Source organism: Rhizobacter sp. P2_G4 (assembly GCF_056403575.1).
The window spans coordinates 40,397-66,944 of record NZ_JBFUFG010000017.1 but is presented as its reverse complement, the minus strand read 5'-3'; the positions used below and the strand labels follow the sequence as shown (position 1 = coordinate 66,944).

Genomic DNA, 26,548 nt, shown 5'->3' with positions numbered 1-26,548 from the left:
TCTAATATGCCGCCGCCTAAATGAAGCGAACTCAGTCGCCATACGGTAATTGCCGGACTCCTGACTGCTCAAGTTACTGCACACGCCCGCTCAGGCAAATCCCCAAATATTCACGCTGACGGTGGCACATATCCCGCTGGCTGCTCGGCACCTTCGCCGAAGAAGAATCGCTCCATTTGACGGGCCAGATATTGACGCGCTCGCTGGTCGGCGAGATTCAGGCGGTTTTCATTGACCAGCATGGTTTGGTGCTTCATCCACAGTTGCCAGGCTTCCTTGCTGACTTCGTTGTAGATGCGCTTGCCCAGTTCGCCGGGGTATGGGGCGAAATCCAGGCCTTCGCCTTCTTTCTTTAGATGAACACATTGAACGGTGCGTGCCATGGGGTACTCCTTGGAAATGAAAATGGCGTGAGACTTCGGTGCGTCAGGCGAGTTTTTTCACCAGCACCTGGGAACGCCGGTCCCAGTTGTATTTGCGTTTGCGCGCTTCGGGCAGCCAGTCGGGGTCGACTTGGGCGAAACCACGCTTCAGAAACCAGTGCATGGTTTGCGTGGTCAGCACGAAGATGCTGTCGAGCCCGCTCGCCTTCGCGCGCTGCTCGACCCGCTTCAGAATCCGCTCGCCGTCGCCTTGGCCTTGCACATTGGGCGACACGGTCAGCGCCGACATCTCGGCTGTGCGTGCCTCGGGGTAGGGGTATAGCGCCGCGCAACCGAAGATCACGCCGTCGTGTTCGATCACGGTGTAGTGGTCGACGTCGCGCTCGATCTCGGTACGGTCGCGCTTGACCAGCGTGCCGTTGCTCTCGAAGGGCTCGATCAGCTGCAAGATCCCGCCGATGTCGTCCGCTGTCGCTTCGCGCAAGCTTTCGAGCTTTTCGTCGACGATCATCGTGCCCACGCCATCGTGCGTGAACGATTCCATCAACACTGAGCCGTCCACCGAGAACGGCACGATGTGCACCCGCTCCACACCGGCTTCGCAAGCCTTGACGGCATGCTGCAGGTAGAACGCCGTGTCGGTGGGTTGCACCGGATTGGGCAGGTTGGCGAGCAGCTTCTTGGCATCGGCCAGCGCCAGCTCGGTGTCGATCTCGCTCTCCGGGTCGGCGGGGTTGAGCGGGATGCCTTTGACCTCGGTGACGTAGATCAGCTTGTCGGCCTGCAAGGCGTCGGCGGCGCTCGCGGCCACGTCTTCCATGCTGAGGTTGAAGGCCTCGCCGGTGGGTGAGAAGCCGAACGGGGAGAGCATCACCAAAGCGCCAAAATCGACGGCGCGGCGGATGCCTGTCGCGTCGATCTTCCGCACCAGGCCGGTGTGCTGGAAGTCCACACCATCCAGAATGCCAACCGGCCGCGCGGTGATGAAGTTGCCTGACACCACGCGAATCTGCGCGTGCGCCATTGGCGTGTTAGGTAGGCCTTGTGAAAACGCGGCTTCGATCTCATATCGCATCTGGCCGGCCGCTTCTTGCGCGCAGTCGAGCGCCACGGTGTCGGTGATGCGCATGCCATGGCTGAAGCGCGACCCATGGTTCTTGAGCTTCAGTTGCTCTTCGACCTGCGGACGGAACCCGTGTACCAGCACGAGCTTGATCCCCATCGCATGCAAGATCGCCAGGTCCTGGGCGAAGGTGGCCAGTTTGCCGGCAGCCACGAGTTCACCGGCGATCGCCACCACGAAGGTCTTGCCTCGGTGTGCGTGGATGTACGGCGCCACGGACCGAAACCACGGGACGAAGGTATGCGGGAAAACAAGGCTCATGGCGGCGCGTGGGGCTGTGGTTCAGCGCTTTGAAATAATCAACGATTTTTGCACGAAGGCCTGTGACAAGGCCCAGGACAGGCTTGATGACATCTCCCCCGCGCCGCAGTGCGCCCCCGGTGGCCAACCCGATCCCGCCGATCACCTTTCCGGAATCGCTGCCCGTCTCGGGCCGGCGCGACGAAATTTCGCGCGCGATCCAGGAGCACCAGGTGGTGATCGTCTGCGGAGAAACCGGCTCGGGCAAGACCACGCAGCTGCCGAAGATTGCGCTCTCGCTTGGCCGCGGCAGGGGTGCGGGCGGACGCGGATTGATCGGCCACACCCAGCCACGCCGCATTGCGGCGTCCAGCGTGGCCAAGCGCATCGCGCAGGAGCTGAACACGCCGCTGGGCGAGCACGTCGGCTTCAAGGTGCGGTTCCAGGACCGGCTCTCGGCCGGCGCCAGCGTCAAGCTGATGACCGACGGCATCCTGCTGGCCGAGACGCAGAACGATCCGCTGCTGAAGGCCTACGACACGATCATCATCGACGAGGCCCACGAGCGCAGCCTGAACATCGACTTTCTGCTGGGTTACCTGCGGCAGATCCTGCCGCGTCGGCCCGACCTGAAGGTCATCGTGACCTCGGCCACCATCGACGCCGACCGCTTCGCGCAGCACTTTGCGTCGCGCCACGGGCCGGCGCCGGTGATCCAGGTGTCGGGCCGCCTGTTTCCAGTCGAGCAGCGCTACCGGCCGTTCGAGGAAAGCCGCGAATACGGCCTCAACGATGCCATCGGCGATGCGGTCGACGAGCTGTGGCGCGAAGGTGCAGGCGACGTGCTGGTCTTCCTGCCTGGCGAGCGCGAGATTCGTGAGGCTGCCGACCACCTGCGCCGACACCACCCACCCGGCGTGGAGATCGTGCCGCTGTTTGCCCGCCTGAGCCAGCAAGAGCAGGACATGGTCTTCGAGCCGCACAGCGCGCGCCGTGTGGTGCTCGCGACCAACGTGGCGGAGACCTCGCTCACCGTGCCTGGCATCCAGTACGTGGTCGACGCCGGCACGGCACGCGTCAAGCGCTACAGCTACCGCAGCAAGGTCGAGCAGTTGCAGATCGAGCCGGTGAGCCAGGCCGCAGCCAATCAGCGCGCCGGCCGGTGCGGGCGGGTCAGCAACGGCATCTGCATCCGCCTCTACGACGAGAAAGACTTCTCGGAGCGCACGAAATTCACCGACCCGGAAATCCTGCGCTCATCCTTGGCGGGCGTGATCCTGCGGATGAAGTCCCTGGGCCTTGGGCTGGTCGAAGACTTCCCGTTTCTCGAACCCCCGCCGCGCCGGGCCATCGCCGACGGCTATCAGTTGCTCAACGAACTGGGCGCCGTCGACGAACAGAACGAGCTGACGCCGATTGGCCGCGAGCTGGCCAAGCTGCCGTTGGACCCGCGCGTGGGCCGCATGATCCTCGAGGCACGCAATCGCCAAGCGCTGGCTGAAGTCCTGGTGATTGCTTCGGCCTTGAGCGTGCAGGACGCACGGGATCGCCCGATGGAGCACCAGCAGGCGGCCGACAACGCGCACAAGAAGTTCGACGACGAGAAGTCGGAGTTCATCGGCACGCTCAAGTTGTGGACGTGGCTGGAAGACGCAAAGGGTGGTCAAGGCGAACACAAGCTCTCCCACCGCAAGCAGGAGCAGCTGCTGCGCGAGAACTTCATATCGCCGCGGCGGGTGCGCGAGTGGCGCGACATCCATTCGCAGCTGCATACCGTCGTCGCCGAACACGGCTGGCGCCTGAACGGTTCACCCGCCACCTACGACCAGCTGCACCTGTCGATGCTGGCAGGCCTGCTGGGCAACATCGGGCTCAAGAGCGACGATGAAGACTGGTACCTCGGCGCACGCGGCATCCGCTTCTACAAGCACCCCGGTGCCAACCTGAGCAAGAAGCCCGGGCGTTGGATTGTGGCGGCCGAGCTGGTCGAGACGACGCGTCTCTTCGGCCGCGGCATCGCCCACATCGAGCCGCAATGGCTGCCGACGATTGCCGGCCACCTGATCAAGACCCAGCTGCTGGAACCGCATTGGGAGAAGAAGGCCGCCGAGGTCATCGCGCTGGAGCGCGCCACGCTCTACGGCATCGTGATCTACAGCAACCGGCGGGTGAATTTCGGCAACGTCGACCCGGTGGCGGCGCGCGAAATCTTCATCCGCGAGGGGCTGGTCGAGGGCGAGTTGCCGGACGACGTGGCGCGGCGTTTGCCGTTCCTCGCCGCGAACCGAAAGCTCATCGCGCAGGTCGAGGAGCTGGAGCACAAGTCGCGCCGACAAGACGTGCTGGTGGACGACGAACTGATCCACGCCTTCTACGATCAGCAGCTCCCGGCCGATGTCTGCAGCGGCTACACGCTGGAGCGCTGGTTCCGCGAGGAAGTGAAGCGGCAACCCAAGCTGCTGCAGCTCACACGCGAAGAGCTGATGCGCCACGAGGCCGCCGGCATCACTACGGCCGCGTTCCCGAAGACGCTGCGTCTCGGTGGCGTTGACTGCGTGGCGAGCTACCTGCACGAGCCGGGTGACCCGAAGGACGGTGTGACAGTCACCGTGCCGCTCTTCGCCCTCAACCAGGTGAACGACGAACGTTGCGAATGGCTGGTGCCGGGCATGCTCAAGGACAAGGTGCTGGCCCTCGCGAAAAGCCTGCACCAGCGCCCCCGCTCGCGTCTGGTGCCGCTGCCTGATTACGCCGATGCCTTCATCGCCGACGTGAATGAGCGCAGTGCGTTCGGCTCCGGCTCGCTGGTCGATGCGCTACTGAAGAGCGTGCGCGACAAGACGCAGCTCGACGTGAAACGCAACGACTTCAAGCTGGAGCAATTGCCGCCCCACCTGTTCATGAACTTCCGCGTGGTCGACGAGCACGGACGGCAGCTTGGCACTGGCCGCAACCTCGCCAGCTTGAAGGCTGAGTTGGGCGGGCAGGCGCGGTCTGCGTTCCAGGCGTTGGCTGCGCTGCGACCGGGTTTGCCGTCGGTGCCTGCCGAGGCGCCTGTGGCTGTTGTGCCGACGAAGGCCACGAAAGCATCCTCCCCGCAGACCGCTCCTGCGGCTGCGCCGGCCGAGGTGGAGTACACCGACTGGCTCTTCGGTGAACTGCCCGAACTCATGGAGGTGCGCCGTGGCAGCCAGACGCTGGTGGGCTTCCCGGCATTGATCGACCGCGGCAATCATGTGCTGATCGAGGTTTTCGACGAGCCCGACATCGCAGCCAGCAAGCACCGCGCTGGCCTGCGCCGGCTGGTGGCGCTGCAGATTCGAGATGCATTGAAGTACCTCGAGAAAAACATCCCCGATCTGCAGAAGATGTCGATGCTGTTCGCGCCGCTCGGCAGCGCCGACGAATTGCGTGAACAGATCATCGACCTGGCGCTCGATCGCGCGTTTCTCGCCGACCCCTTGCCCACCGATGCGCTTGCCTTTCGCCGTCGCATCGAAGAAGGGCGAGGGCGCCTGACGCTCATTGCCAACGAAGTGGCCCGCAGTGCAATGCTGGTACTGACCGAATACGCGGCCGCCTCTCGCAAGCTGAAGGATGCGCGGGCACCCAAAGACGTGGCCGACGACGTCGCGGCGCAGCTCGGCCGCCTCTGCCCCAAGCGCTTCGTGCTGGGCACGCCCTGGGCTCAGCTGGCGCATCTGCCGCGCTACCTGAAGGGCATCACGATGCGCCTCGACAAGCTGCGCGCCGACCCTGCAAGAGACGCTGCACGCATGAGCGAGTTGAGGCCGATCGAGCAGCGCTACCTGCGGCTCGTGGCCGACCGCCGTGGCGTGCACGATGCACGCCTGGACGAATTCCGCTGGTTGATCGAAGAACTGCGCATAAGTCTCTTCGCCCAGGAGCTGCGCACACCTCAGCCGGTGAGTGTCAAACGTCTCGAAAAGAGCTGGCAGCAACTGAATGCGTGATGCCCAAGAGAAAAGAGCCCAGTTGCTGAGTACAATGCGCGCTTGTTCGGGGTGTAGCGCAGCCTGGTAGCGCAACTGGTTTGGGACCAGTAGGTCGCGAGTTCGAATCCCGCCACCCCGACCATCCATCTTTGGTGCCTCCCCTCACTGCCCGTAGCTCAACTGGATAGAGCACCAGCCTTCTAAGCTGGGGGTCGGGGGTTCGAGTCCCTCCGGGCAGGCCATCTGACCGTTCCAGAAGCTCCCAAACGATCTAACGAAGTGCCAGAAAGCCAGCAAACATGCGGGTTTCAAGGCCTACGCCGGTTCAAACGGTCTCGTGACATCGCACCCTCAATGGGGGCAACGGCGGGGGAACAGGAGCAATTCGGCGTGTCCCGCCGAAAGGCGCGTGTGCGGCTCGCCGACAGTGGCGGGCTGTACCTTGAAGTAACGCCGAACGGGTCGCGCCGCTGGTTCTGGAAGTACCGCTTCGGTAGCAAGGAAAAGCGCTTGGCGCTGGGGCACTACACCGAGGGCCGGATCTGCATGGCGCACTCAAGCCCATCATCCTGAAGCACATAGCGGCGGTGCTCGAACCCTCCGGCGCGAGTGCCTCGATGCGTGCCATCACCGCTTACGAAGGCCAGCCGCTGACAGACATGTGGAAGACTCCGACTCCTCCAGCTGATATTTGAAGAGGCCCCTCACGGGCCCTTTCATGGGCGGCTTCGCAACGGCGCCGTCTGCTCCAAGAGCCAGTCGCGGAAGGCAGCAACGAGCGTTTCGTCGCTCTTCGGCTCTGGGCTGGCGAAGTAGTAGGCGCGGTCGGTTGCGCAGGCATGGTCGACGGCGATGACGAGCCGCCCGGCTTCGAGGTCGTCGCCCAGGTCGTAGCGGGGCACGAGCGCCACGCCCAGCCCCGCGCGCGCGGCCTCCAGCGACATGAAGAACAGTTCGTAGCGCGGGCCCACCAGCTCGTTGCCCGGCAGGTACCCGGCTGACTCGAACCATTGGCGCCAGGCGTAGGGGCGCGTGCTCTGCTGCAGCAGCGGCAAGCGGGCCAAGTCTTTCGGCGTGAGCCGCTTTCGGGGCGCGATGAGCGCCGGGCTGCACACCGGCACCATGCTTTCCGGCATCAGGAACGTGGTGACCGCGCCGGGCCAGTTGCCGTCGCCTGCATAGATGGCGGCGTGCAGGTCGGTGTCGGCGAAGGCAAAGGGCCGCGTGCGACTGGCAAGGTTCACCGTCGCGCCCGGCTGCCTGCGATTGAAGTCTGGCAGGCGCGGCAGCAGCCAGCGCGTTCCGAGCGTGGGCACGACCGCCAGTTCCAGCGTGCCGCCGCGGCCTTGGCGGGCCACCAGATCCAGCGTGGCGCGCTCCACGTCGTCGAGCTGGCGCGCGATCTGGCGGTGATAGTCGGCCCCTGCCTCGGTGAGCAGCATGCCGCGCTTGGTGCGGCGAAAGAGCTTCACACCGAGATAACTCTCCAGGCCGGCGACCTGCCGTGACACGGCGCTTTGCGTCAGCACGAGCTCACTTGCCGCCTCTGTGAAGCTGCCATGCCTTGCCGCCGCCTCGAAGGCAATCAGCGAGGCGGTCTGGGGGATCTTGCGGCGCATCGCGGCAGTGTCCAAGATATGCGTTTCACGCACAAGCTGTTGACAACAAATCGTTTGATTGCTCAGGTGAGCCACCCTAGAGTTGCCACAGGCGTCGCTGCTTGAATGTGCAATCTGCGCATGGGTAAGGCGGCGTGACTGAGGAACACAAGACGTGAAAACGCGGCCACACGCTTTCAACTGGGCTGACCCGTTGCTGCTGGAGCAGCAGATCAGCGACGATCAGCGCGCAGTGCGCGAAGCGGCCCGTGCGTACTGCCAGGAGAGGCTTGCGCCGCGCGTGCTCGAAGCGTTCCGCCACGAGAAGACCGATCCCGCGATCTTTCGCGAGATGGGCGAACTCGGGATGCTGGGGCCGACGATCCCTGAGGCGTATGGCGGCAGTGGCCTCGACTACGTTTGCTACGGGCTGGTCGCGCGCGAGGTCGAGCGCATCGACTCGGGTTACCGGTCGATGATGAGCGTGCAGTCATCGCTGGTCATGGTTCCGATCCACGCCTTCGGCACCGAATCGCAAAAGCAGAAGTACCTGCCCCGGCTTGCCAAAGGCGAGTGGATCGGCTGCTTCGGCCTGACCGAACCGAACCACGGCTCGGACCCCGGCGGCATGCTCACGAAAGCGCGCAAGGTCGCCGGCGGCTACTCGATCACCGGCGCGAAGATGTGGATCACCAACAGCCCGATTGCTGACGTGTTCGTCGTCTGGGCCAAGGACGACGAAGGCGCCATCCGCGGCTTCGTGCTCGAGAAGGGCTGGCGAGGTTTGTCTGCTCCGGCCATCCACGGCAAGGTCGGCCTGCGTGCCAGCATCACCGGCGAGATCGTGATGGATGAGGTCTTCTGCCCCGAGGAGAACGCCTTCCCCGACGTGCGCGGTCTGAAGGGCCCGTTCACCTGCCTGGACTCGGCGCGCTACGGCATTGCCTGGGGAGCGTTCGGTGCGGCCGAAGACTGCTGGCACCGTGCGCGCCAGTACGTGCTCGACCGCAAGCAGTTCGGCCGGCCTCTCGCTGCGAACCAGCTGGTGCAGAAGAAGCTGGCCGACATGCAGACCGAGATCACGCTCGGCCTGCAGGGTTGCTTGCGTCTGGGCCAGATGAAAGACGAGGGCATCGCCGCGGTGGAGATCACGTCGATCATGAAGCGCAACTCGTGTGGCAAGGCGCTCGATATCGCACGCACCGCACGCGACATGCTGGGCGGCAATGGCATCAGCGACGAGTTCGGTATCGCGCGCCACCTGGTCAACCTCGAGGTGGTCAACACCTACGAGGGCACGCACGACATCCACGCGCTGATTCTTGGTCGCGCGATCACCGGCATCGCCGCATTCTGAAAGGAAAGCCCGTGCAAGAAGGCGCTCTCTCTCATCTGCGTGTGCTGGATCTCTCTCGCGTGCTGGCCGGGCCGTGGGCGAGCCAGATGCTCGGCGACCTCGGTGCCGAGGTGATCAAGATTGAGCACCCCGAGCGCGGGGATGACACGCGCGGCTGGGGGCCGCCCTATGCCACCGGTGCCGACGGCAAGCCGGTGGAGTCGGCCTACTTCTTGTGCGCAAACCGGAACAAGAAGTCGGTGGCTCTGGACATCGGCACCCCCGAGGGCCAGGCGCAGATCCGCTTGCTCGCAGAGAAGAGCGACGTGCTGATCGAGAACTTCAAGGTCGGTGGGCTGCGCAAGTTCGGCCTCGACTACGAGAGCCTCGCCGCACTCAACCCGCGGCTCATCTACTGCTCCGTCACCGGCTTCGGCCAGACCGGCCCGTATGCACAGCGCCCCGGCTACGACTTCATGATCCAGGGCCTGGGCGGGCTGATGAGCGTGACTGGCCGCCCGGATGGCGCCGAAGGTGGCGGGCCGCTGAAGGTCGGCGTTGCGCTCACCGACGTGCTGACCGGCCTGCATGCCGTGGCCGGCATCCTCGCGGCATTGGCCTGGCGCGAGCGCTCAGGGCAGGGACAGCACATCGACCTGGCGCTGCTGGACGTGCAGGTGTCGTGCCTCGCGAACCAGGCGCTCAACTACCTGGTCACCGGCCATTCGCCGCAGCGCCTGGGTAACTCCCATCCGAGCATCGTGCCGTACGAGGCCTTTCCGACCGCCGACGGCGACATGATTCTCGCCGTGGGCAACGACAGCCAGTTCGCATCGTTGTGCCGCGCCGCGGGGCACCCCGAGTGGGCCGAGGACCCGCGCTTCGCGAGCAACGCCGCGCGCGTCGAGTACCGCCGCACGCTGGTCCCGCTGCTGCGCCAGCTGACCGTGCAGCGAACCACCGACGACTGGATCGCGCTGCTCGAACAGGCCAACGTTCCCTGCGGTCCCATCAACGACCTGGCGGGCGTGTTTGCCGATCCGCAGGTGCGCGCGCGCGAATTGCGCGTGGACCTGCCACATCCGTTGGCGGGCAGTGTTCCGTCGGTCGCCAGCCCGCTGCGGCTGTCGAAGACACCCGTGCAATATCGCCACGCACCGCCCGCGCTGGGCGCGGACACGCGCGAGGTGTTAGATCGCCTTGCGGACGAATCCGCCTAACTTCTCTTCTCACTGGAGCCACGACGATGAAGTTCCTCTCCTTCGAACACAACGGCCACACGAGCTGGGGCGCCGTCATCGACGACCGCATTGCCGACCTCGGCCGCGCCTACCCGCAGTACCCGACGCTGCAGTCCTACATCGCCAGTGGCGGGCTGGCGCGCGCCGCGCGCGACGTGGCGGGGGTCAAGGCCGACATTCCGCTCACCGCAATTCGCTACCTGCCGGTGATCCTGCAGCCGGAGAAGATCGTCTGCGCGATTCGCAACTACCACGACCACCACAAGGAGGTCGTCGCCGGCGGCCTGCAGCGCGAGCTGTCCGACCACCCGCCGATCTTCCTGCGCGTCTGGCGCTCGCAGATTGGACACGAGCAGCCGATCGTGCGCCCGCACGTGTCGGACTCGCTGGACTGGGAAGGCGAGTTGGCGGTCATCATCGGCAAGCCGGGCCGCAACATTGCGCGTGATCGCGCGCACGAGTACATCGCCGGCTACTCGATCTACAACGACGCCAGCATCCGCGAATGGCAGTTCCATGCCAAGGCGATCGCCGCCGGCAAGAACTTCGAATCCACCGGCCCCTTCGGTCCCTGGATGGTGACTGCCGACGAGATCTCGCCCGAGCGCGGTTTGGCGCTGAAGACGCGGCTCAACGGCGAGACGATGCAGTCGACGACGACGGCCGACATGATCTTCTCGGTCGCCCAGCAGATCGAGTACGCATCGACGATCTTCACGCTGGTGCCGGGCGACGTGATCGTCACCGGCACGCCGGGCGGCGTCGGCTGGACGCGCAAGCCACCACGCTTCATGGTGCCAGGCGATGTGGTCGAAGTCGAGATCGAAGGCATCGGCGTGCTGCGCAACACCATCGTGCAGGCCGACTGAGCCCGCGCACGGAGGAGACAAAAAATGAACAAGATCATTCGACAAGCCGCCATGATGCTGATGGCGTGTGGCGGGCTCGCGCTCACCGCAGCGCAGGCACAACCCTATCCCGACAAGCCGATCCGGCTGCTGCACGGCTTCGCGCCAGGCGGCAATGCCGACACCATTGCGCGCGTGCTGGGCACCGAGCTGAGCGGCAAGCTCGGTCAGCCGGTCATCGTCGAGTCGAAGCCCGGTGCCGGTGGCACGCTGGCTGGCGATGCCGTCGCCAAGTCTCCGCCCGACGGGTACACCTTGCTGCTGGCCACCGGTGGCCACGCGATCGGTGCCGCGCTGCAAGACAGGCTGCCCTACGACGCGGTCAAGTCGTTCCAGCCCGTGTCGGCAATCACGTCGTTTCCATTCCTGATCGTCGCCGGTGCGGGCAGCAAATACCAGACCCTGGGCGACCTGCTGTCCGCCGCACGCGCCAAGCCGGGCGCAATCAACTACGGCACCGCCGGCATGGGCACGGGCCAGCACATGACCGGCGCGCTGCTCGCGCACAGCGCTGGCCTTTCGATGACGCACGTGCCTTACCGCGGCGAGAGCGCGTCCATCACCGCACTGCTGGGTGGCGAGGTCGACTTCGTCGTCGCCGCGCCCACCGCAGTGGTCCAGCACATCAAGGCCGGCAAGCTGCGCGCACTTGCGACCTCGGGCAGCACGCGCTGGCCCGGGCTGCCGGCGGCTGCGACCGTGGCCGAGCAGGGCGTGCCGAAGTTCGAGGTGCGCTCCTGGACCGCGCTGCTCGCGCCGGCAGGCACCCCACAGCCGGTGGTCGAGCGCCTGAACGCGCAGATTCGCGCAGTGCTTGGCGACGGCGCGGTGCGTGCCAAGCTCGAGGAAGCCACCGGCGGCGAGGCGCGCGCCAGCACGGCCGACGAGCTGAGGCTCGCGATCGAGTCCGACGTGCAGCGCTGGACACGTCTCGTGAAAGATGCCGGCATTCAGAAGGAGTAGCCCATGACGACCGTCACCCGCCCCACGCCGGCCCACTTCGGCATCTACGTCTTCGACCTCGACCGCATGGTCGACTTCTACACGTCGGTGTTCCGCCTCACGATCACCGACGAGGGCATCGGTAAGAACTTCGGCAACCGGCTCGTGTTCATGAGCGCCACTGAAGACCAGCACCACCAGCTGGTGCTGTCCGCAGGGCGCTCCGAGGCATCGCCTGTCAGCACGGTGATGCAGCTGTCGTTCTTGGTGCCCGACCTGGCCGAGTTGCGCCTGAACCGTGAGTTGGCCCAGCAGAAGGGCGCGACCGAGGTCCGCCCGATGAACCATGGCAACGCGTGGTCGGTGTATTACTTCGACCCCGAGGTCAATCGCGTCGAGGTCTATCTGGACACGCCGTACTACGTCAACCAGCCCTACGGCGCGCCGCTGGACCTGTCGAAGAGCGAAGCCGAGCTGCTGGCCGAGACGGAGCGCATGGTGCGCGACGATCCGAGCTTCATGCCGCTGGCCGAGTGGCAGGCGAAGTTCCGCCGGCGCGGCCCGGGGCGCGCGTGATGAAGGCGCACTTGCCGGGTCGCCACGGGGCCAAGTTCTACACGACAGTCAAGACGGCCTACACGGTCGCAGAAGGAGTTTGATGCCATGCCCCAACTGAGCGAGAACGCGTTCGACCAGGTCTTCCGCACCGCGCGCACCTATTCGCGGTTCACCGGCCAGCCGGTGCCCGACGAGACGCTGGAGCAGCTGTACGCGCTGCTTCGCTGGGGGCCGACAGCGTTCAACTCGCAGCCGGCGCGCTTCGTGTTCGTGCGCAGCCCGGAGGCGAGGGAAAGGCTGAAGTCCTGCGTGTCGCCGGGTAACGTCTCCAAGGTGGCGAGCGCGCCAGTGACCGCAATCGTCGCGCAGGACACGCGGTTCTACGAGCAGTTGCCGCAGCAGTTTCCGGCGCGACCCGATGCGGGCGCGCCGTATGCAGGCAATGCAGCTCTCGCTCAGACGACGGCACTGCGCAACAGCAGCCTGCAGGGCGCGTACCTGATCGTCGCCGCGCGCATGCTGGGGCTGGACTGCGGGCCGATGAGCGGCTTCGACCCTGCCGCCGTCGATGCAGCGTTCTTCCCAGACGGCCGCTGGCGATCCAACTTTCTCGTCAACCTGGGCTACGGCGACCCCGAGTCGCCGGCCCCGCGCGGGCCACGGCTGCCGTTTGCTGACGCCGTTTCCATCCAGTAGGAGCCGTATGCCATTCATCGACGTCAAGATCATCGAAGGCGTGCTCGATGACGCCCAGAAGCAGCGTCTCATCGCGGAGCTTGCCGAGGCCGTCGTCCGGGTCGGCGGTGAAGGCCTCCGCCCCATGACACGCTGCGCAATTCAGGAGATCCGCAGCGGACTGTGGGGCGTGGGCGGCAAGCCACTCACCACCGAACAGGCGCGCCCCAAAACCTGACTCAGAGCCTCGGCGACTTTGGCGTGGCGAAGCGCTGCCATCGAAGTTGAGTGTCCAACGGATGCATTCGATGACGCCGAACTGGAAGTGTCGACCCGGAGCCCGGACCATCACAGAACCAGCCAGCAGGCATTGGCGATCTCTTGCCGCCTGGGCGACCGAGCGCCCTTATCACTGACCGGAGAATTCGACGATTCTCGCGAAGTCGCCCTAACACTTCACAGGGAGGACTTCTCGAAGCTCGTCCACAGTGTGGGTACCCGCGGAGACGACGACAAGAGCGGCCCACCAAATCCCCGGCGCGCCGGGTCGTGACGCTGACAGGCGGCAATCGCAGGCCGATGGCATGGCAGATCTTCCATGGCGGGCGCCTGGACCTGCTCAGTAGTGCGGCGGCAGCTCGTCGCGCAGGCTGCGGAAGGCAGGGGCACCGTCAGCTGTGGGCATCTGGTTGCGCAGCGTGGAGAGCTCATTGATCAAGCGGTCGATCTGGGCTTGCTGGCGCGCGACGATCTCGTTGAGCGTGTCCAGCAGGTCCTCGGTAAAGCTCGCCTTGATCTCGAGGTCGGTGAGGCGGGCATCGGCGTCGGTGGGTTCCATCGGCCGCATTGTCTCGCGTCGCTCAGTTGGCTAACGCGCCTAAGCTGACGTCCATTCAATCGATCGGAGGCTCCTGTCAGCAGTCATCCGAGCTGCGGTCTCCAAGAGTTCATCAAAGCGTGGCGGTCACGCCGCCATCGACGTAGAGGATGTGGCCGTTGACGAAATTCGACGCGTCGCTGGCCAGGAACACCGCTGCGCCGACCAGGTCCTGCACATCGCCCCAGCGGCGCGAAGGCGTACGTCCGACCAGCCAGCGCGTGAACTCGGCATCGTTGACCAACGCCTCGGTGAGTTCGGTCTTGAAGTAGCCCGGGCCGAGGCCGTTCACCTGGATGTTGTACTGACCCCAGTCGATCGCCATGCCCTTTGTGAGCATCTTCACCGCACCCTTGCTCGCGGTGTAGGGCGCGATGTTCGGGCGGCCGAGTTCGCTCTGCACCGAGCAGATGTTGATGATCTTGCCGCGGCGACGCTTGATCATGTGGCGCGCGACCGCCTGGCCGACCAGGAACACGCTGTCGACATTGGTCTTCATCAGCTCGTGCCAGTCCCCCTCCTCGAACTGTTCGAGCGGGGCGCGACGTTGCATGCCAGCGTTGTTGACGAGGATGTCGATGGGTCCGACTTCGGCCTCGATCCGCCCGACACCGTCGACGACTGCCGCGCCGTCGGTCACGTCGAACGTCGCGCTGAGCACGAAGGCGCCTTCGGCGCGCAAGCGATCTGCGGCCTGCTCGAGCTTCTGCGCGTTGCGCCCGTTCAGGATCACGCGGGCGCCGGCGCTGGCCAGCCCGCGCGCAAGCGCGTAGCCGATGCCGACGCTGGAGCCGGTGACGAGTGCGGTTCGCCCCGTGAGGTCGAAGCTTTTCAGGGCGGAAGGATTCATGTCGTTCGTCATGATGTGGTCGTTGAGTGGTGGCTGAGCCACGTCAGCCTGTCGTGCACGGCCAGTCTCACCGCTCGAAGAGCCGCTGAGCGGCAAAGCACCCGCGATGCTAAATATGACCCTTGGCAGGCCAATCATCATCGCCGATGACTGGCTGGTAATCGGGGCCGACGTGGGGGAACCGGGTCACGTGCCTGTCCACGCAAGGGCAGGGTGACATCTCGCCATAGCTGGACATGCGAGTGGATGCGATCCCATTTGCCGCCTTTCCTTGCTCTGCAATTGAGAAGTCGCAAGCTGCGGCCTTACCGGTCACGCGAGCAGCCGCAACTCAAACCGCCGAACTTGTCTTGTGCCAAGCCAGATCGTTAGCAGCGCCGGGTTTCGACACTGACTCAGCCTTGGCAGCCACCGTCATGGAACACGGTTTGCCCGCGATCTTTTGCCACAACAACGAGAGGAGATCGCGATGGCGATGCATACCGCCCTGAGCCGACGGGGTTTGATCGGCACGATACGTGAACACGCCGGAGGTTCTTATGTCTATGCTTAGCTGCATGAAACGCGACCTTGTGCATCACGGTCGCTTGGCCGTCGCTGCCCTGGTGTTCTTCGCTGGCTGCGGCAGTTCGGATGGCGACGATACCCGCTCGTACTTGGAGCGGACGCTGGCGCAGCAATTCGTCTCCGAGACGAGCCACCTCGTCACGCTGCAGACGTACCGCACGGAAGACCCGCAAAGCGAGCAGTTGGTGGTCGACAACCTGGCGCGCTCGCGCGACTACCTGATGGGGCTGGCCCAGGAGTTCAACCGGGAGCAGAGAACCCTGAAGCTCGAGCCGTTCGAGTGGAGCCGGGCGGGCCCGACCCAGACCCAATGGGTGTTCGGGTTCCGTCTCGGCAGCGGGCCGAAGAAGGTCGCGATCCTGGCGCACCTGGACACCGTGCCCCCCGGCAATGCGGATTGGCGGCCTTTCGAGCCGCGGGTCGAGGCGCGTGACTACCGCGGCGCGGCGCAGCCTTTCCTGGTGGGCCGAGGGGCGGCGGATGACAAGGGCCCAGCCGTCCTCGCGCTCATCGTGATGCGGGCGCTGGCGAACCGTTACGACGGAACCAACGCACTCGACGGGCTGACGGTCGAACTGATCTTCGACACCTCCGAGGAGACCGACTTCTCGACCGCGTACTACTTCCAGGAGGTCGGCGTGCCCGATTTCGGCATCGTCTTCGATGCGGTCTGGACGGTCCGCGCGGAGAAGGGGATCGAGCGGCCGGTCTTCACCATCCCGCTCGGCGCGGCGCCGAGCAACGGCATCTTCATCGAGGCATTCAACAGCGCCCCCGGGGCCACCAATCAGATCCCGGACACGGTGACCGCGCGCATCAACGGCAACGATGAGGCCGCGCTCGACCGCCTGGCGGCCAACGTCGCCGATCTCTACCAGCAATACGGCTTCGACGATCCGCTGTATCGGCGCGCGCCGCTCGAGGTTTCCCGCGACGCAAAGGCGGTGGTCCTGACCACCAAGGTCATCGGCGCGCAACACGGGTCGGTGCCGGATGAGAACCGCGCGAACGGAGCGAGCCCGGTCGTCTCGCTCGCGAACTTCCTCTCTCACCTGGTGGACGACGCGACGCTCGCGCCGAACGGCGTCGGGCGGATGCTGCAGTTCATGGCCTGGGGTTGGGGCACGACGGTCTTCGGCGAGAAGCATCCCGATCTGCTCGAACGCCACGATCAGGTCTTCGAGCAAGGCAACGGGACGACCTACGCGCTGACGCGCGTCACGACCAGCCCCCAAGACGTGGCCCTCAGACTCGACATCCGCTATGCCCTCGGCCATCACGGCGTGGCGTGGGACGGCAAGACCGAGGGGCAGTTGCCAGGCACCAGCGTCTTCCCCGATGCCTTCGAACAACTGGTCAACCGCTTTCAGCAGGACCGGCCGGGTCAGGCCGTCACGGTGGCGACCGTGAACGCCGCTTCACCCGACGTACGCGACCCGCAGAGTCCGCGGTTCCAACGGATCAGCGGCGCCTATGAGCGGGCGGTCGGCGCGCCGATGCCGTTGGCGGCCATCGGCGGGGGCACCGATGCAAAAGGGCAGGTCAATCTCGTCGCGGCCGGCCCGCTCTTCACCCTGGCGTTCGGGCCACCGATCAATTACCACGGCTTGAACGAGGGCGCCCCGATCGAAGACCTGCAGCTCAGCGCACGCATCCTGTACCAGATCATGCTGGACGAGATTGCAAACAAGACCACGAGATAGCCGATGCCACGGTCGGGTCCGGCGTCCGTGGAGAGGTCTGGTGACTGCTTGGTGCCAATCAGCGTGAAGTCGCCCGCCGTTCGCCCAACGGCTACCTTGCACACATCGCAGTCAACGACCGCTCGAAGCGTCAAAGAGCAGTTCCTCATCGGGAGCGATCCTGGCGCATCGATGAGGGTCAACGCGTCAACCACATGCCCACCGCCAGCAGCGTCGCTTGGACGGCCATTGCGATGTAGAGCGGCTTGCTGGAAGGCGTGGCGGCGTCCTGCAGCGTCTGGCCAATGCGCTGCATGAGCAGTGAGCGCAACGCTGGATCAGGCGCTCCAGGTGCGGGTACAACGGCCGCCTCTGTAGTGCGGCTCTGCTGCCATTGCGCCATCAGGTCAGCCAGCGGCAGACGATTCACCGCGAAATTCACCATGCCGCGCACGGCCCGGCCTTGGCCCAGCACGGGCGCCAATTGCTCGCTGATGGCATCGGCCGACAACACCTCGGACACTCTTTCCAGCGCGCCTTTGGTCCGCGGCATGGCCTCGATGCGTGCGGCAATCACGTCCGTCAGGCGTTGCGACAGAGCTTCTCCATGGCCCATCACGACTTGCTGGACAGCCCGGCTGCGGCCACGCGCCACGCCCAGCATCACGTAAATCGGCACAAAGGCCAGCAGCAAAATGCCGACCAACGATGACGGTGAAAACAGCAAGGCAAGGATGACGCCGGCGCCACCTGTGTGCGCCGCGGCGGGCATGCCGGGGCCGGACAGCCGACTCAGGTAGAAGAAGAACACGCCACCACCCAGCAGCAAAGCCAGCAAACAACCCATTGCGACGGAACTGGCAAACGCCACACCCGCTTTGGCGCCAGTGCGCACCATGGATGGCGCCGCGGAAGAAGTTGATGGCATGCAAGGCCTCCTGAAACGAAGGCCGGATCATAGGTGGCGCCGCAGCTGCATCTCACCTTTTGAGCAGGCCTGGGCTGGAGGCACCGGACCTTAGACTCCCCGGCCATGGATACCTGCGCCCCTTCATCTCTCATTTTTCATGCATCACATTCGGAGCCTGGCCCATGGCATTGACATCTGCAGGCCAGGTTCTGCTTGCCAGCACGGCGGTGTTCCTTGGCGCCGCCGTCTGGCTGGGGCGGCGCGTGTCACAGCGCATACGGCCTGGGACGGGGGGCAGCGCGTTGTTGGTGGTCATCATCTTTGCGTTGATTGCCTTGTTCGTGCCCTTCAGCTATTGGACCGGCCAAGCGCTTTACTCTCTTGCCACCAAACCCACCTACAGCGCTACCGTGGTCGGATACACCTCCGAATACCGCGACTATCAGGAGAGAGACTCCAGAGACCGCACCGTCACCCACCAGCGCTTGATGCACACCGCTCAGGTGCGGTTCGCAGGGCCCGATGGTGAGCTGCTGGAGTTGCCCAGTTCGGTGGCATCGACCGAGTTCCCCCTCGAAGGGACGCAGTTGAGGGTGGTGTACGCCCCGGGGGACCGGGTGGCCGCAGAGCTCAGCGCCCGCAGTGTGGGCCTGTGGCTCGGGGCGAGCGTCATGCTGTTCATCCTCGGCTACTGTTTGTGGGCGACGGTCTGGTATGCACTGGGCCATCCGATGAAGGGTGTAGCGGCCTTCGGCATGACGTTCCTGTTCCGCTTTCTTTTGCCGGGCATCACGTTGCTGATGGCGCTGGCCTTGGGCTACTCGGCGTTGAAGTACTTCGTCTTTGGCAACCCGGACGACTATCCGCTTTGGGTGGCCTGTTTATGCACCTTGTTTACTTTGGCGCTGCTGCCTCTGCTGGTGATGCTGTTCACACCGAATAAAACTCGCCCACGGGCTGGCCGTTCTTCAGCGCAGCGGTGAAGGCCGGCATGCGGTCGAGCGGCAGGTGCGCGTGGGGCACGCCGACCACGCCGTTCATGGCCATCCAGGGGCAGTGCGCGCAGCTCTTGCAGGCAGCGCCATTGCTGGCGGCGTGGCCTTGAGCGCGCGCACGCGCTCAACAACGCTCACCACCAAACAGGCACGGTCGAAAACCTGAGTTGCGGGTACCTAGGCGACCTCCGGGTGCACTTCGCGGTCCCATGGCGGCTGCTCGCCGCCAAAGCGCTCGGCAAGAAAGTCGACCAGCAGGCGCACCGCCAGCGGCTGGTGCTGGCGCGACAGCAGGATCGCGTGAATGCCCAGCGTTTCGGGCTCCAGCTCTGGAAGCACGTGCACGAGGCGGCCCTGGCGCAGCTCGTCGCCGATGAAGTAGGTCGGCAGGATGCCGATGCCGCTGCCCTGGAGCACCGCGCTGCGCAGCACCGCGGTGTCATCGGTCGACAGCCGCTCCGTCACCGGCAGCTCCAGTAGCTGGCCGTCGCGGCGGAAGCGGAATTGCGTCGCCCCGACGATCGTGTGCGTCAGGCAGTGGTGCAGTTGCAGCGCCTCCAGCGTGCGCGGTTCGCCATGCGTGCGCAGATAGTCGGGCGATGCGCAAAGCACGGAGCGGCAGGCTGCGAGCGGCCGCGCGATCATCGTCGGCTCCAGCGAATTGGTGATTCGCACCGCCAGGTCGATGCGCTCGGCCGCGAGGTCGATGTTGCGGTCGACAGCCAGCAGCGAGAAGGTCACTTGCGGGTACAGGCGCTGAAAGTCGGCCAGCCGGGGACCGAGCTGCGCTTCGGCGAACGAGGGCGAGCACGTGATGCGCAGCCGTCCGGCCGGCACACGGCTCACCTCGCCGGCCTGGTGCTGCGCCTCTTCTGCCAGGCCGAGCAGCTGGCGGCACGATGGCAGCGCGGCCTGTCCCGCCTCGGTGAGGCTGATTCGCCGCGTCGTCCGATGCAGCAGCCGCACGCCCAGCCAAGCCTCGGCCGCTGCCTGGTAGCGGCTGACCATGGCGGTGGACATCTCCAGTCGATCGGCCGCGACAGTGAGGCTGCCGTGCTCGACGATGGCGACGAAGACTCGGGCAGCGGTCAGGCGGTCCATGGGCTGCGGGGTTCAGTGCGACGAAGCATGCAACGATGATTCTATTGATGAGCTGTTTATCGATCGAATTGCCGCGAATAGAGTTTGCCGCTTCTTGCAACCCGTCCGGAGACTGAGCACCGGCCATGAGCGTCGGAGGTCGCCGCATACTCTGACGCTTGCCGGTCGCGCTGCCGTGAGCGCTTCCGCTTGACCCCATCCGAGGAGATCTATGTCGTCGTTATTCCGTGCTCTCTGCTTTGCCGCCGCCATCCTGTTCGCTGCCTCGGCAAGCGCGCAGGCGCCGGTCGTTCCCAATCCTGACCAGGAGGCGATGCTGGCCAGCCCTGACGCGAAGCTTGCTGCCAACAAGCGGCTGGTCTACGACTTCTGGCGCGAGGTTTTCGAAGGGCTTCACATGGAGCTGGCGCCGAAGTACCTCACCGAGGCCTACATCCAGCACAACCCGAACGTGCCGAGCGGCCGCGCGGCCTTCGTCGACTTCTTCTCGAAGCGAGGCCAGCCGAAGGCGATCGAGGCGCGCGTGCAGGCGCCGCTGGTGTCCATCATCGCGGAGCGAGATCTCGTGATCCTGGTCTTCGCCCGCGAGTACGCCGATCCGAAGGACGCTGCACAGAAGTACACGACCACCTGGTTCGACATGCTCCGCATCGAGAACGGCAAGATCGCGGAGCACTGGGACCCGGCGGTCAGGCGCTGAAGCGCGCGGGGCGACGAGGGAAGCATCGCCGATCTGTGCGATTGCGACGATGTACGCAAGAACCATTTGATCGATGCGCCGTTTATCGATCCGGTTGGTGTCCATAGAGTCGCTCCGTCGGAACACCACAGGAGCATCTGGATGCCTTCTACCCTCGGGTTCGCCCATCAGCTTGTGCGGGAGATGACGTGGTGAACGCCAATCCCGCGCTGCTGCCGATCAGGCGGCGCACTGCCGTTGTTGGCTTGGCCATCGCCGCGACAGCCAGCGTCTGGGCGCAGGCCGCACCGGCTGCCGCCGAACGCGATGGCACCGGCCAGACACTGCAAGACCTGCATCAGGCCGCGCTGAAAGAGGGCGGCCGGCTCACCGTCTACGCAGGTGGCGACGAGGTCACGCAGGGCTTCCCGATCAAGACCGGCTTCGAGCGTCAGTTCCCGGGCATGAAGGTCGACGTCGTCGTAGACCTCAGCAAGTACCAAGATGCGCGCATCGAAGAGGAACTGCTGCGCAAGGACCTGAAGGTCGACATCGCTCACTTGCAGACGCTGCACGACTTCGACGATTGGGCGGCGCGCGGGCTGCTGTTGCCGTACAAGCCGATCGGCTGGGACCAGGTCCCCGCGGTCTACAAGGACCCGCAGGCGCGCTTCACCGGCCTTTTCATGCTGACCTTCGCCAACAGCTACAACAAGACGCTGGTGGCCGCTGAGAACGCACCGCGTGACTACGCCGAGTTCCTGAAACCCGAGTTCAAGAACCGCATCGTCATCGCCTATCCGCACGACGATGATGCCGTGCTCTACGTCTTCGACAAGATCGTGCAGAAGTACGGCATCGGGTTCATCGACAAGCTGCAGGCCAACGGCGTGCAATGGGTGCGCGGCACGCAAACGCCGCGCGACGCCGTGGAAGCAGGCAAGTACGCCGTGTGCACCGGCACCTCGGGCAACTTCGTGCCGGTGGAATCGGCCAACACCCGCTTCGTGCTGCCGACGAATGACCCCTTCCTCACCTGGGCGCAGACGGGCGCGATCTTCAAGGACGCCAAGCACCCGGCCGCAGCCAGGCTGTACATGAGCTGGATGCTCTCGCTCCCGGTGGTCTCCAACGCGCGCCAGTTCCCGATCCGCAATGACGTGGCGCCTCATTCGGGCTACAAGCCGATCGACCAGTACAACACCAGCCCCGAAGAGTTCCGCGCCTTCATGCGCGACCGCGCCCGGGTGGAGCGGCTCAAGAGCCTGTTCGAACGGCTGATCGGGCCGGTGCAGGGCATCTCTCCGCTGAAGGACTGAGGCGATCGCCGCTTGACTTGCCGTTGCGCATCTGGCCGCCGCGCCAGTCCCAGGGAAGCGCACGGTCTGTCCAAGGTTTCTTGCCTTCGAAATTACTTGCTGAGGTTGGCCTTGAGCTCTTGTGAGGCCTGCGCTATCGCGCTGCGGGGCGCTGGCAGATGGCTGAAGGCGTTCGACAACCCGAAGTCGTGAATCATGCCGTTGTAGCGCACCGACTTCACATGCACACCCGCAGCGTCGAGCTTGCGGCCGTAAGCCTCGGCTTCATCGCGCAGAACGTCGAATTCGGCGGTCTGGATCAGCGTCGGCGGCAAGCCCTTGAGCTGCTCGGTTGTCGCCTGCAGCGGCGATGCGTAGATCTGCTTGCGTGCGTTGACGTCGGTCGTGTAGTTGTCCCAGAACCATGCCATCAAGTCCTTCGTCAGGAAGTAGCCATCGGCAAATTCCTTGTACGACGGCGTGTCGAAGCTCGCATCCGTCACCGGACACAGCAGTACTTGCGAACGCAGTGCGGGTGAGCCCTTCTCGTTCGCCATCAGGGCAACCACGGCGGCCATGTTGCCGCCCGCGCTGTTGCCAGCTACGGCGAGGCGCTTGCCGTCGACCTTGATCTCCTTGCCATGCTCGGCCACCCACTTTGTGGCGGCATAGGCTTGCTCGACGGCGACGCCGTATCGCGCCTCGGGCGACAGGGTGTAGTTGACGAAGACCGCCACGGCGCCCGAGCCTGCCACCAGGTCACGCACCAGCCGTTCGTGGGTCGGGAAGTCGCCCAGCACCCAGCCGCCGCCGTGGAAGTACATGAACGCGGGCAGGGTCTTCTGTTTGCTGCCGGCCGGGCGCACGACGGTCAGCTTCAGGTCGCTGCCATTGACGCGGATCGTCTTCTCGCTGACGTCGGCCGCCGGCAAGGTCACCTTGGGGCCAGCTTGCGCGCCTACCAGCGCGGCGCGGGCTTCGGCCGGCGTCATGGTGTCGAGCGTCTTGCCGCCTTCAAGGGATTGCAAGAATTTCGCCGTGTTGTGTTCGACGCCAGGCAGGCTGGCTGCCAAAGCACTGCCCAGCGAAAGGGTCAAGACGGGAAGGGCAAGAGCGGAGGTGAGGGCTTTCATGATGTTTCGTTCTTAGTGGATGTGTGCGTCATCAACAGGCTGCTGAAACATTGGTTTCAAGCCCCAAAATTGACGAAGGCGGGGTGCCAGACGAACGCCCAACGCGCTCAAGGGGCGACGTGCGTGTGAAAGATCTTGCTGATCACGGTCCATTTGCCCTCGACCTTCAGCAGATGGAAGAAATCAGTGAAGCAGAAGCCGGAGACGTCGTTGGTGTCGACGCGGGCGCTTGCGGCGGTGCCGACGATCTCGATGTGGACAATGGCACTTTGAGCTTCAGGCGACGGACGGAAATCCTTGTCGATACCGTCGAACAGGTTGTGGATGGCTCCGCCTGATAGCTGTCCGTCGGTGCCCACGCTGAACATGGTTGCCTGCTCGCTGAAAGCGGGCTTCATGATGCTGCTCTTGGCCTGCTTGCAGCCCTCGTTGTACTTGTTCAGTACATCGACGATGGCGCTGTATTCCGGGGCGTAGGTGGGCTTGTTCATGGTTTCACTTTCAGCTGAGGTTGGGATATTTGTGGGTTGCAGGCACAGCGCCGCAACCCAGCTCAGGCGCCGCACATTTCTGCAGCGCGCTCTTCGACAGAAGGCCGGGGGGGCGAACCGTTGAAGTCTGCTTTCACGGCCGTCGAGGCCGAGGTCGCGCAGGAAGATGAGGGATTCAGCCCTTCACCGACGCCCGTACTCTTCAGCGGGCTTGTCGGTCGGATTGGCCCAGGCGGCCTTCGTCTCCTCGGAGGCCGGCAGGTTGACGGCGGTGTTGGCCGGCGGGATCGGCCTCATGAACCACTTGTCGTAGAGCAGCGCGATCTCGCCGCTCTTCATCAAGCCGCGCAGCGTGTTGTCGATGCTTTGCTTGAAGGCCGGGTCGTCCTTGCGGATCATGATGGCGATCGGTTCCACGCCGAGCACCTCGCCGACTATTCTGAAGTCCGCCGGATTGCGGGACTTGGCGATGTTGCCGGCCAGCACTTGAGCGTCCATCACGAAGGCATCGGCGCGACCGGAATCGAGGTTGAGCATGCTGTCGGTGTGGTCCTTGCCGAAGATCTCCTGGAACTCGACGCCTGAGGCCTTCTGGTGCTTGCGCAAGAGCTGCACGCTTGTCGTGCCGGTGGTCGTCGCAACCCTGCGGCCGTTCAACTGACTGATCGACTGGATGCCTGAGCTCGCCTTCACGGCGATGCGGATTTCTTCCACGTAGGTCGTGAGGGCAAACGCGACCTGCTGCTGACGGGTGGCGTTGTTGGTCGTCGAGCCGCACTCCAGGTCGATCGTCCCGTTTTGCAGCAGCGGTATCCGATTGCCCGACGACACCGTCTGGTACTGGATGTCCAGCTTGGGAAGTCCGAGCTGCTTCTGGATGTCGGCCAGCGCGCGGAGGCACAAATCGATGTGAAAGCCGACGTACTTCCCGCTGCCGATGGTGTACGAGAGGGCGCCCGACGATTCGCGCACGCCCATCGTCACGGACGCCGTTGTCTTGATCTTCTGCAGCGTGTCCGCTTGCGCCGCGGCAGCAGCAATGAGGGCAAGGAAAGCCAGGGCCAGTTTCTTCAATTGATTGCTCCTGTTTCGCGATGCACGCCGATCACTTGGCAAACAGCATCGCGATGTCGGCAAACGCCTTGATCTCGATCGCGTTACCAGAGGGGTCGAGGAAAAACATCGTTGCCTGTTCCCCGGGCTCGCCCTTGAAGCGGATGTAGGGCTCGATCACGAATGCGGTGCCTTGGGCCTTTAGGCGCGCGGCCACAGATTCCCATTCGGCCATCGGCAGCACGATGCCGAAGTGGCGAACCGGCACGCCGTGTCCATCGACTGCATTGCGCGCTGCGATGCCGGTTTCGGCGGGGGCCAGGTGCGCAACGATCTGGTGGCCGTAGAAGTTGAAGTCGACCCAGTCATTTGCGCTGCGGCCCTCCGGGCAGCCCAGCAGCTCTCCGTAGAACTCTCGGGCCAGCGCGATGTCGTGCACCGGGAATGCGACGTGGAACGGTGAAAGGCTGTCGGGATTCTTGGTCGGGGCAGACATGGTCATGGTCGAGGAGGTTGGTTGCTGATCGTGGCGCTGGCGGTGTTCAGTGGGTTGAATCGTAGGCAGTCCGATGGAAAATAAAATCAATATATATTTGCGCCAAGCGCAAATGGAATTTGTTGATGATTCGCGAACTCAAGACCTTGATCGCCGTGGCAAGAGAGGGCACTTTCGCCGCCGCCGGTGAGCAGATCGGCCTCACGCAGGCTGCCGTCAGTGCACAGATGCAGCGGCTCGAGGCGGAGCTCGGCTTCGAGCTCTTCGACCGCACCGGTCGGTCGGCCCGTCTCAATGCCATGGGGCACCAGACGCTCGAGCAGGCCCAGCAACTGCTCGCGCTCTACAGCAACCTCGGGTCCAGCAACGCGGGGCAGGGAGCCAGCGTGCTGCTTAACATCGGCGCCATTGCATCGGTGCAACGTTCGCTGCTGCCTGACGTGCTCGGCAAGTTCCACAAGCAGGTACCCGGCTGCCGAACGAGGGTCGTGCCGGGCCTGTCCATGGAACTCTTGAACCAGGTCGATGCAGGCGACATCGCCATGGCAGCCATCATCCGGCCGCCGTTCTCGCTGCACAGCGACCTGCGCTGGAGCACGCTCGCGCACGAGCCGTTTCGCCTGCTGGTGCCGCGGCACGTGGACGGCAAGGACTGGTCCGAGCTGTTATCTCGCGAACCGTTCGTCCGATATGACCGCGCCTCGTTCGGCGGCCGGCAGGTTGATCGCTTCCTGCGCGCTGCGCACCTGAACGTGCAACAAGTCTGCGAGCTGGACGAACTCGATGCGATCGTGCGGCTCGTGGCCAATGGCGTGGGCGTCGCGTTGGTGCCGCAGACCGCCACGCATCGCCGCTGGCCTGCAGCGGTACGCGCAATCGATCTCGGACCCCACACGTTCCATCGCGATATCGGCCTCGTGCATCGGGCGAACCGAAGCCTCAGCGAGCCGGCCCGGTTGTTCGCTCAGCTGATCTGCAGCGCATACAGTGCCAACGGGGCACTTGGCGTGATCGAGAAATAGCCGCGGCGCCGCATAACCACTTTCAACCGCAATGAGGAAGAGCAAGCATGGAACCGAATGAACTGATCGGGCTTTACGCCGGCGCGTGGAGCGAACCCGACCGTGCGCTCAGGCAGCAATTGCTCGATCGCGCATGGGCGGAGGACGGCACATACACCGACCCAACGATCCACATCGCAGGCCGGCAGGGACTCGTTGACCATATCGGCAAGGTCTTCGAGCAGTTCCCTGGAGCCCGCCTTGAAGTGACCAGCGGGGTCGACACGCATCACGAGAAGCTTCGCTTCACCTGGCGCATGCTGCTTGCGGATGGCAAGGTGTTCATGGACGGCATCGACTTCGGTGAGCTGTCCACGACCGGCCAGCTGCATCGCATCGTCGGGTTCTTCGGACCGCCTGCGCTCAAGTCATAGCCCGAGGCCCAAACCGCTCCT

25 protein-coding genes, 2 tRNA genes and 2 pseudogenes are annotated in these 26,548 nt (G+C 64.7%); 17 read left to right on the top strand and 12 right to left on the bottom strand.

Features of this window, described 5'->3' with window-relative positions; genetic code table 11:
• Positions 1–110: 110 nt before the first annotated feature.
• Together AC1DYS_RS30755 and argA are read right to left on the bottom strand one after the other, a co-directional pair.
• Positions 111–383: an oxidative damage protection protein gene (locus AC1DYS_RS30755; RefSeq protein ID WP_477905669.1), complete on the bottom strand. Its 273-nt coding sequence runs from the start codon at positions 381–383 to the stop codon at positions 111–113.
• A 43-nt stretch (positions 384–426) separates the two neighbouring features.
• Entirely contained in the window at positions 427–1,767 is a 1,341-nt protein-coding gene (argA, locus tag AC1DYS_RS30750; protein ID WP_477905667.1) for an amino-acid N-acetyltransferase, read from the bottom strand.
• An 86-nt stretch (positions 1,768–1,853) separates the two neighbouring features.
• Between argA and hrpA the strand changes: the two genes are divergently transcribed.
• The 4 genes and pseudogenes from hrpA to AC1DYS_RS30730 form a co-directional block, all read left to right on the top strand.
• A complete protein-coding gene (gene hrpA, locus AC1DYS_RS30745) occupies positions 1,854–5,720 on the top strand; it encodes an ATP-dependent RNA helicase HrpA (RefSeq protein ID WP_477905665.1) in 3,867 nt (1,288 codons plus the stop codon).
• A 47-nt stretch (positions 5,721–5,767) separates the two neighbouring features.
• Positions 5,768–5,844 (top strand) — tRNA-Pro (locus tag AC1DYS_RS30740).
• A 23-nt stretch (positions 5,845–5,867) separates the two neighbouring features.
• Positions 5,868–5,944 (top strand) — tRNA-Arg (locus AC1DYS_RS30735).
• A gap of 95 nt (positions 5,945–6,039) precedes the next feature.
• Positions 6,040–6,236: pseudogene (locus tag AC1DYS_RS30730) on the top strand (Arm DNA-binding domain-containing protein); the annotation flags it as partial.
• Between the two features lie 182 nt (positions 6,237–6,418).
• Here the strand turns inward: AC1DYS_RS30730 and AC1DYS_RS30725 are convergent.
• Positions 6,419–7,321 carry a LysR substrate-binding domain-containing protein gene (locus AC1DYS_RS30725; RefSeq protein ID WP_477905733.1) on the bottom strand — a complete coding sequence of 301 codons (903 nt, stop codon included), beginning with the start codon at positions 7,319–7,321 and terminating at the stop codon, positions 6,419–6,421.
• 154 nt (positions 7,322–7,475) lie between these two features.
• Here AC1DYS_RS30725 and AC1DYS_RS30720 point away from each other — a divergent pair, with 154 nt between their 5' ends.
• The 7 genes from AC1DYS_RS30720 to AC1DYS_RS30690 all read left to right on the top strand — a co-directional run bounded on the left by AC1DYS_RS30720 (position 7,476) and on the right by AC1DYS_RS30690 (position 13,198).
• Positions 7,476–8,657, top strand: a complete 1,182-nt coding sequence (locus AC1DYS_RS30720) for an acyl-CoA dehydrogenase (RefSeq protein WP_477905663.1) — start codon at positions 7,476–7,478, stop codon at positions 8,655–8,657.
• 11 nt (positions 8,658–8,668) lie between these two features.
• Positions 8,669–9,856, top strand: coding sequence for a CaiB/BaiF CoA transferase family protein (locus tag AC1DYS_RS30715; protein WP_477905661.1), 1,188 nt, complete (start codon positions 8,669–8,671; stop codon positions 9,854–9,856).
• 26 nt (positions 9,857–9,882) lie between these two features.
• On the top strand, positions 9,883–10,746 hold the full coding sequence (locus AC1DYS_RS30710; protein WP_477905659.1) for a fumarylacetoacetate hydrolase family protein: 864 nt from the start codon (positions 9,883–9,885) through the stop codon (positions 10,744–10,746).
• Between the two features lie 24 nt (positions 10,747–10,770).
• A complete protein-coding gene (locus AC1DYS_RS30705) occupies positions 10,771–11,748 on the top strand; it encodes a Bug family tripartite tricarboxylate transporter substrate binding protein (protein ID WP_477905657.1) in 978 nt (325 codons plus the stop codon).
• Positions 11,749–11,751: 3 nt separating this feature from the next.
• Positions 11,752–12,303 (top strand): VOC family protein, encoded by a 552-nt coding sequence (locus tag AC1DYS_RS30700; RefSeq protein WP_477905655.1) that lies wholly within the window; start codon positions 11,752–11,754, stop codon positions 12,301–12,303.
• Positions 12,304–12,390: 87 nt separating this feature from the next.
• Positions 12,391–12,981 carry a malonic semialdehyde reductase gene (locus AC1DYS_RS30695; RefSeq protein WP_477905653.1) on the top strand — a complete coding sequence of 197 codons (591 nt, stop codon included), beginning with the start codon at positions 12,391–12,393 and terminating at the stop codon, positions 12,979–12,981.
• 7 nt (positions 12,982–12,988) lie between these two features.
• The gene (locus AC1DYS_RS30690; RefSeq protein ID WP_477905651.1) at positions 12,989–13,198 is read left to right on the top strand and encodes a tautomerase family protein; all 210 of its coding nucleotides are present in this window, start codon (positions 12,989–12,991) and stop codon (positions 13,196–13,198) included.
• Positions 13,199–13,579: 381 nt separating this feature from the next.
• On the opposite strand, the gene AC1DYS_RS30685 is transcribed toward AC1DYS_RS30690, so the two are convergent.
• On the bottom strand, positions 13,580–13,798 hold the full coding sequence (locus AC1DYS_RS30685; protein WP_477905649.1) for a SlyX family protein: 219 nt from the start codon (positions 13,796–13,798) through the stop codon (positions 13,580–13,582).
• A gap of 112 nt (positions 13,799–13,910) precedes the next feature.
• On the bottom strand, positions 13,911–14,687 hold the full coding sequence (locus AC1DYS_RS30680) for a glucose 1-dehydrogenase (RefSeq protein ID WP_477905647.1): 777 nt from the start codon (positions 14,685–14,687) through the stop codon (positions 13,911–13,913).
• A gap of 557 nt (positions 14,688–15,244) precedes the next feature.
• On the opposite strand from AC1DYS_RS30680, the gene AC1DYS_RS30675 reads away from it, so the two are divergent.
• Entirely contained in the window at positions 15,245–16,957 is a 1,713-nt protein-coding gene (locus AC1DYS_RS30675) for a M20/M25/M40 family metallo-hydrolase (RefSeq protein WP_477905645.1), read from the top strand.
• 178 nt (positions 16,958–17,135) lie between these two features.
• Here the strand turns inward: AC1DYS_RS30675 and AC1DYS_RS30670 are convergent, their stop codons facing one another.
• The gene (locus tag AC1DYS_RS30670) at positions 17,136–17,864 is read right to left on the bottom strand and encodes a hypothetical protein (protein ID WP_477905642.1); all 729 of its coding nucleotides are present in this window, start codon (positions 17,862–17,864) and stop codon (positions 17,136–17,138) included.
• A gap of 287 nt (positions 17,865–18,151) precedes the next feature.
• Here AC1DYS_RS30670 and AC1DYS_RS30665 point away from each other — a divergent pair, with 287 nt between their 5' ends.
• Entirely contained in the window at positions 18,152–18,829 is a 678-nt protein-coding gene (locus tag AC1DYS_RS30665) for a uracil permease (protein ID WP_477905640.1), read from the top strand.
• Here the strand turns inward: AC1DYS_RS30665 and AC1DYS_RS30660 are convergent.
• Both AC1DYS_RS30660 and AC1DYS_RS30655 read right to left on the bottom strand, forming a co-directional pair.
• A pseudogene (locus AC1DYS_RS30660) lies at positions 18,777–18,938 on the bottom strand (quinolinate synthase NadA); the annotation flags it as partial. The gene AC1DYS_RS30665 and the pseudogene AC1DYS_RS30660 sit on opposite strands and share 53 nt — an antisense overlap.
• An 80-nt stretch (positions 18,939–19,018) precedes the next feature.
• Entirely contained in the window at positions 19,019–19,942 is a 924-nt protein-coding gene (locus tag AC1DYS_RS30655) for a LysR family transcriptional regulator (RefSeq protein WP_477905638.1), read from the bottom strand.
• A 211-nt stretch (positions 19,943–20,153) separates the two neighbouring features.
• On the opposite strand from AC1DYS_RS30655, the gene AC1DYS_RS30650 reads away from it, so the two are divergent.
• Together AC1DYS_RS30650 and AC1DYS_RS30645 are read left to right on the top strand one after the other, a co-directional pair.
• Positions 20,154–20,642 carry a nuclear transport factor 2 family protein gene (locus AC1DYS_RS30650; RefSeq protein WP_477905636.1) on the top strand — a complete coding sequence of 163 codons (489 nt, stop codon included), beginning with the start codon at positions 20,154–20,156 and terminating at the stop codon, positions 20,640–20,642.
• Positions 20,643–20,833: 191 nt separating this feature from the next.
• Positions 20,834–21,940 (top strand): ABC transporter substrate-binding protein, encoded by a 1,107-nt coding sequence (locus AC1DYS_RS30645; RefSeq protein WP_477905634.1) that lies wholly within the window; start codon positions 20,834–20,836, stop codon positions 21,938–21,940.
• Positions 21,941–22,032: 92 nt separating this feature from the next.
• On the opposite strand, the gene AC1DYS_RS30640 is transcribed toward AC1DYS_RS30645, so the two are convergent.
• The 4 genes from AC1DYS_RS30640 to AC1DYS_RS30625 form a co-directional block, all read right to left on the bottom strand.
• Complete coding sequence (locus AC1DYS_RS30640; protein WP_477905632.1) at positions 22,033–23,052, bottom strand: alpha/beta hydrolase; 1,020 nt, start codon at positions 23,050–23,052, stop codon at positions 22,033–22,035.
• 107 nt (positions 23,053–23,159) lie between these two features.
• A complete protein-coding gene (locus AC1DYS_RS30635; RefSeq protein ID WP_477905630.1) occupies positions 23,160–23,618 on the bottom strand; it encodes a nuclear transport factor 2 family protein in 459 nt (152 codons plus the stop codon).
• A 108-nt stretch (positions 23,619–23,726) separates the two neighbouring features.
• Positions 23,727–24,617: an amino acid ABC transporter substrate-binding protein gene (locus AC1DYS_RS30630; protein WP_477905628.1), complete on the bottom strand. Its 891-nt coding sequence runs from the start codon at positions 24,615–24,617 to the stop codon at positions 23,727–23,729.
• A 31-nt stretch (positions 24,618–24,648) separates the two neighbouring features.
• On the bottom strand, positions 24,649–25,092 hold the full coding sequence (locus AC1DYS_RS30625) for a VOC family protein (protein WP_477905626.1): 444 nt from the start codon (positions 25,090–25,092) through the stop codon (positions 24,649–24,651).
• A 125-nt stretch (positions 25,093–25,217) separates the two neighbouring features.
• Between AC1DYS_RS30625 and AC1DYS_RS30620 the strand changes: the two genes are divergently transcribed.
• Positions 25,218–26,114, top strand: coding sequence for a LysR family transcriptional regulator (locus AC1DYS_RS30620; RefSeq protein ID WP_477905624.1), 897 nt, complete (start codon positions 25,218–25,220; stop codon positions 26,112–26,114).
• Between the two features lie 47 nt (positions 26,115–26,161).
• On the top strand, positions 26,162–26,527 hold the full coding sequence (locus tag AC1DYS_RS30615) for a nuclear transport factor 2 family protein (RefSeq protein WP_477905622.1): 366 nt from the start codon (positions 26,162–26,164) through the stop codon (positions 26,525–26,527).
• Positions 26,528–26,548 lie beyond the last annotated feature (21 nt).

Bases quoted from the DNA above. Each gene is read 5' to 3' on its own strand.
- AC1DYS_RS30755 (WP_477905669.1), bottom strand. From the start codon at position 383: ATGGCACGCACCGTTCAATGTGTTCATCTAAAGAAAGAAGGCGAAGGC.
- argA (WP_477905667.1), bottom strand. From the start codon at position 1,767: ATGAGCCTTGTTTTCCCGCATACCTTCGTCCCGTGGTTTCGGTCCGTG.
- hrpA (WP_477905665.1), top strand. From the start codon at position 1,854: ATGACATCTCCCCCGCGCCGCAGTGCGCCCCCGGTGGCCAACCCGATC.
- AC1DYS_RS30725 (WP_477905733.1), bottom strand. From the start codon at position 7,321: ATGCGCCGCAAGATCCCCCAGACCGCCTCGCTGATTGCCTTCGAGGCG.
- AC1DYS_RS30710 (WP_477905659.1), top strand. From the start codon at position 9,883: ATGAAGTTCCTCTCCTTCGAACACAACGGCCACACGAGCTGGGGCGCC.
- AC1DYS_RS30705 (WP_477905657.1), top strand. From the start codon at position 10,771: ATGAACAAGATCATTCGACAAGCCGCCATGATGCTGATGGCGTGTGGC.
- AC1DYS_RS30700 (WP_477905655.1), top strand. From the start codon at position 11,752: ATGACGACCGTCACCCGCCCCACGCCGGCCCACTTCGGCATCTACGTC.
- AC1DYS_RS30695 (WP_477905653.1), top strand. From the start codon at position 12,391: ATGCCCCAACTGAGCGAGAACGCGTTCGACCAGGTCTTCCGCACCGCG.
- AC1DYS_RS30690 (WP_477905651.1), top strand. From the start codon at position 12,989: ATGCCATTCATCGACGTCAAGATCATCGAAGGCGTGCTCGATGACGCC.
- AC1DYS_RS30685 (WP_477905649.1), bottom strand. From the start codon at position 13,798: ATGGAACCCACCGACGCCGATGCCCGCCTCACCGACCTCGAGATCAAG.
- AC1DYS_RS30680 (WP_477905647.1), bottom strand. From the start codon at position 14,687: ATGAATCCTTCCGCCCTGAAAAGCTTCGACCTCACGGGGCGAACCGCA.
- AC1DYS_RS30675 (WP_477905645.1), top strand. From the start codon at position 15,245: ATGAAACGCGACCTTGTGCATCACGGTCGCTTGGCCGTCGCTGCCCTG.
- AC1DYS_RS30670 (WP_477905642.1), bottom strand. From the start codon at position 17,864: ATGCCATCAACTTCTTCCGCGGCGCCATCCATGGTGCGCACTGGCGCC.
- AC1DYS_RS30655 (WP_477905638.1), bottom strand. From the start codon at position 19,942: ATGGACCGCCTGACCGCTGCCCGAGTCTTCGTCGCCATCGTCGAGCAC.
- AC1DYS_RS30650 (WP_477905636.1), top strand. From the start codon at position 20,154: ATGTCGTCGTTATTCCGTGCTCTCTGCTTTGCCGCCGCCATCCTGTTC.
- AC1DYS_RS30640 (WP_477905632.1), bottom strand. From the start codon at position 23,052: ATGAAAGCCCTCACCTCCGCTCTTGCCCTTCCCGTCTTGACCCTTTCG.
- AC1DYS_RS30625 (WP_477905626.1), bottom strand. From the start codon at position 25,092: ATGTCTGCCCCGACCAAGAATCCCGACAGCCTTTCACCGTTCCACGTC.
- AC1DYS_RS30620 (WP_477905624.1), top strand. From the start codon at position 25,218: ATGATTCGCGAACTCAAGACCTTGATCGCCGTGGCAAGAGAGGGCACT.
- AC1DYS_RS30615 (WP_477905622.1), top strand. From the start codon at position 26,162: ATGGAACCGAATGAACTGATCGGGCTTTACGCCGGCGCGTGGAGCGAA.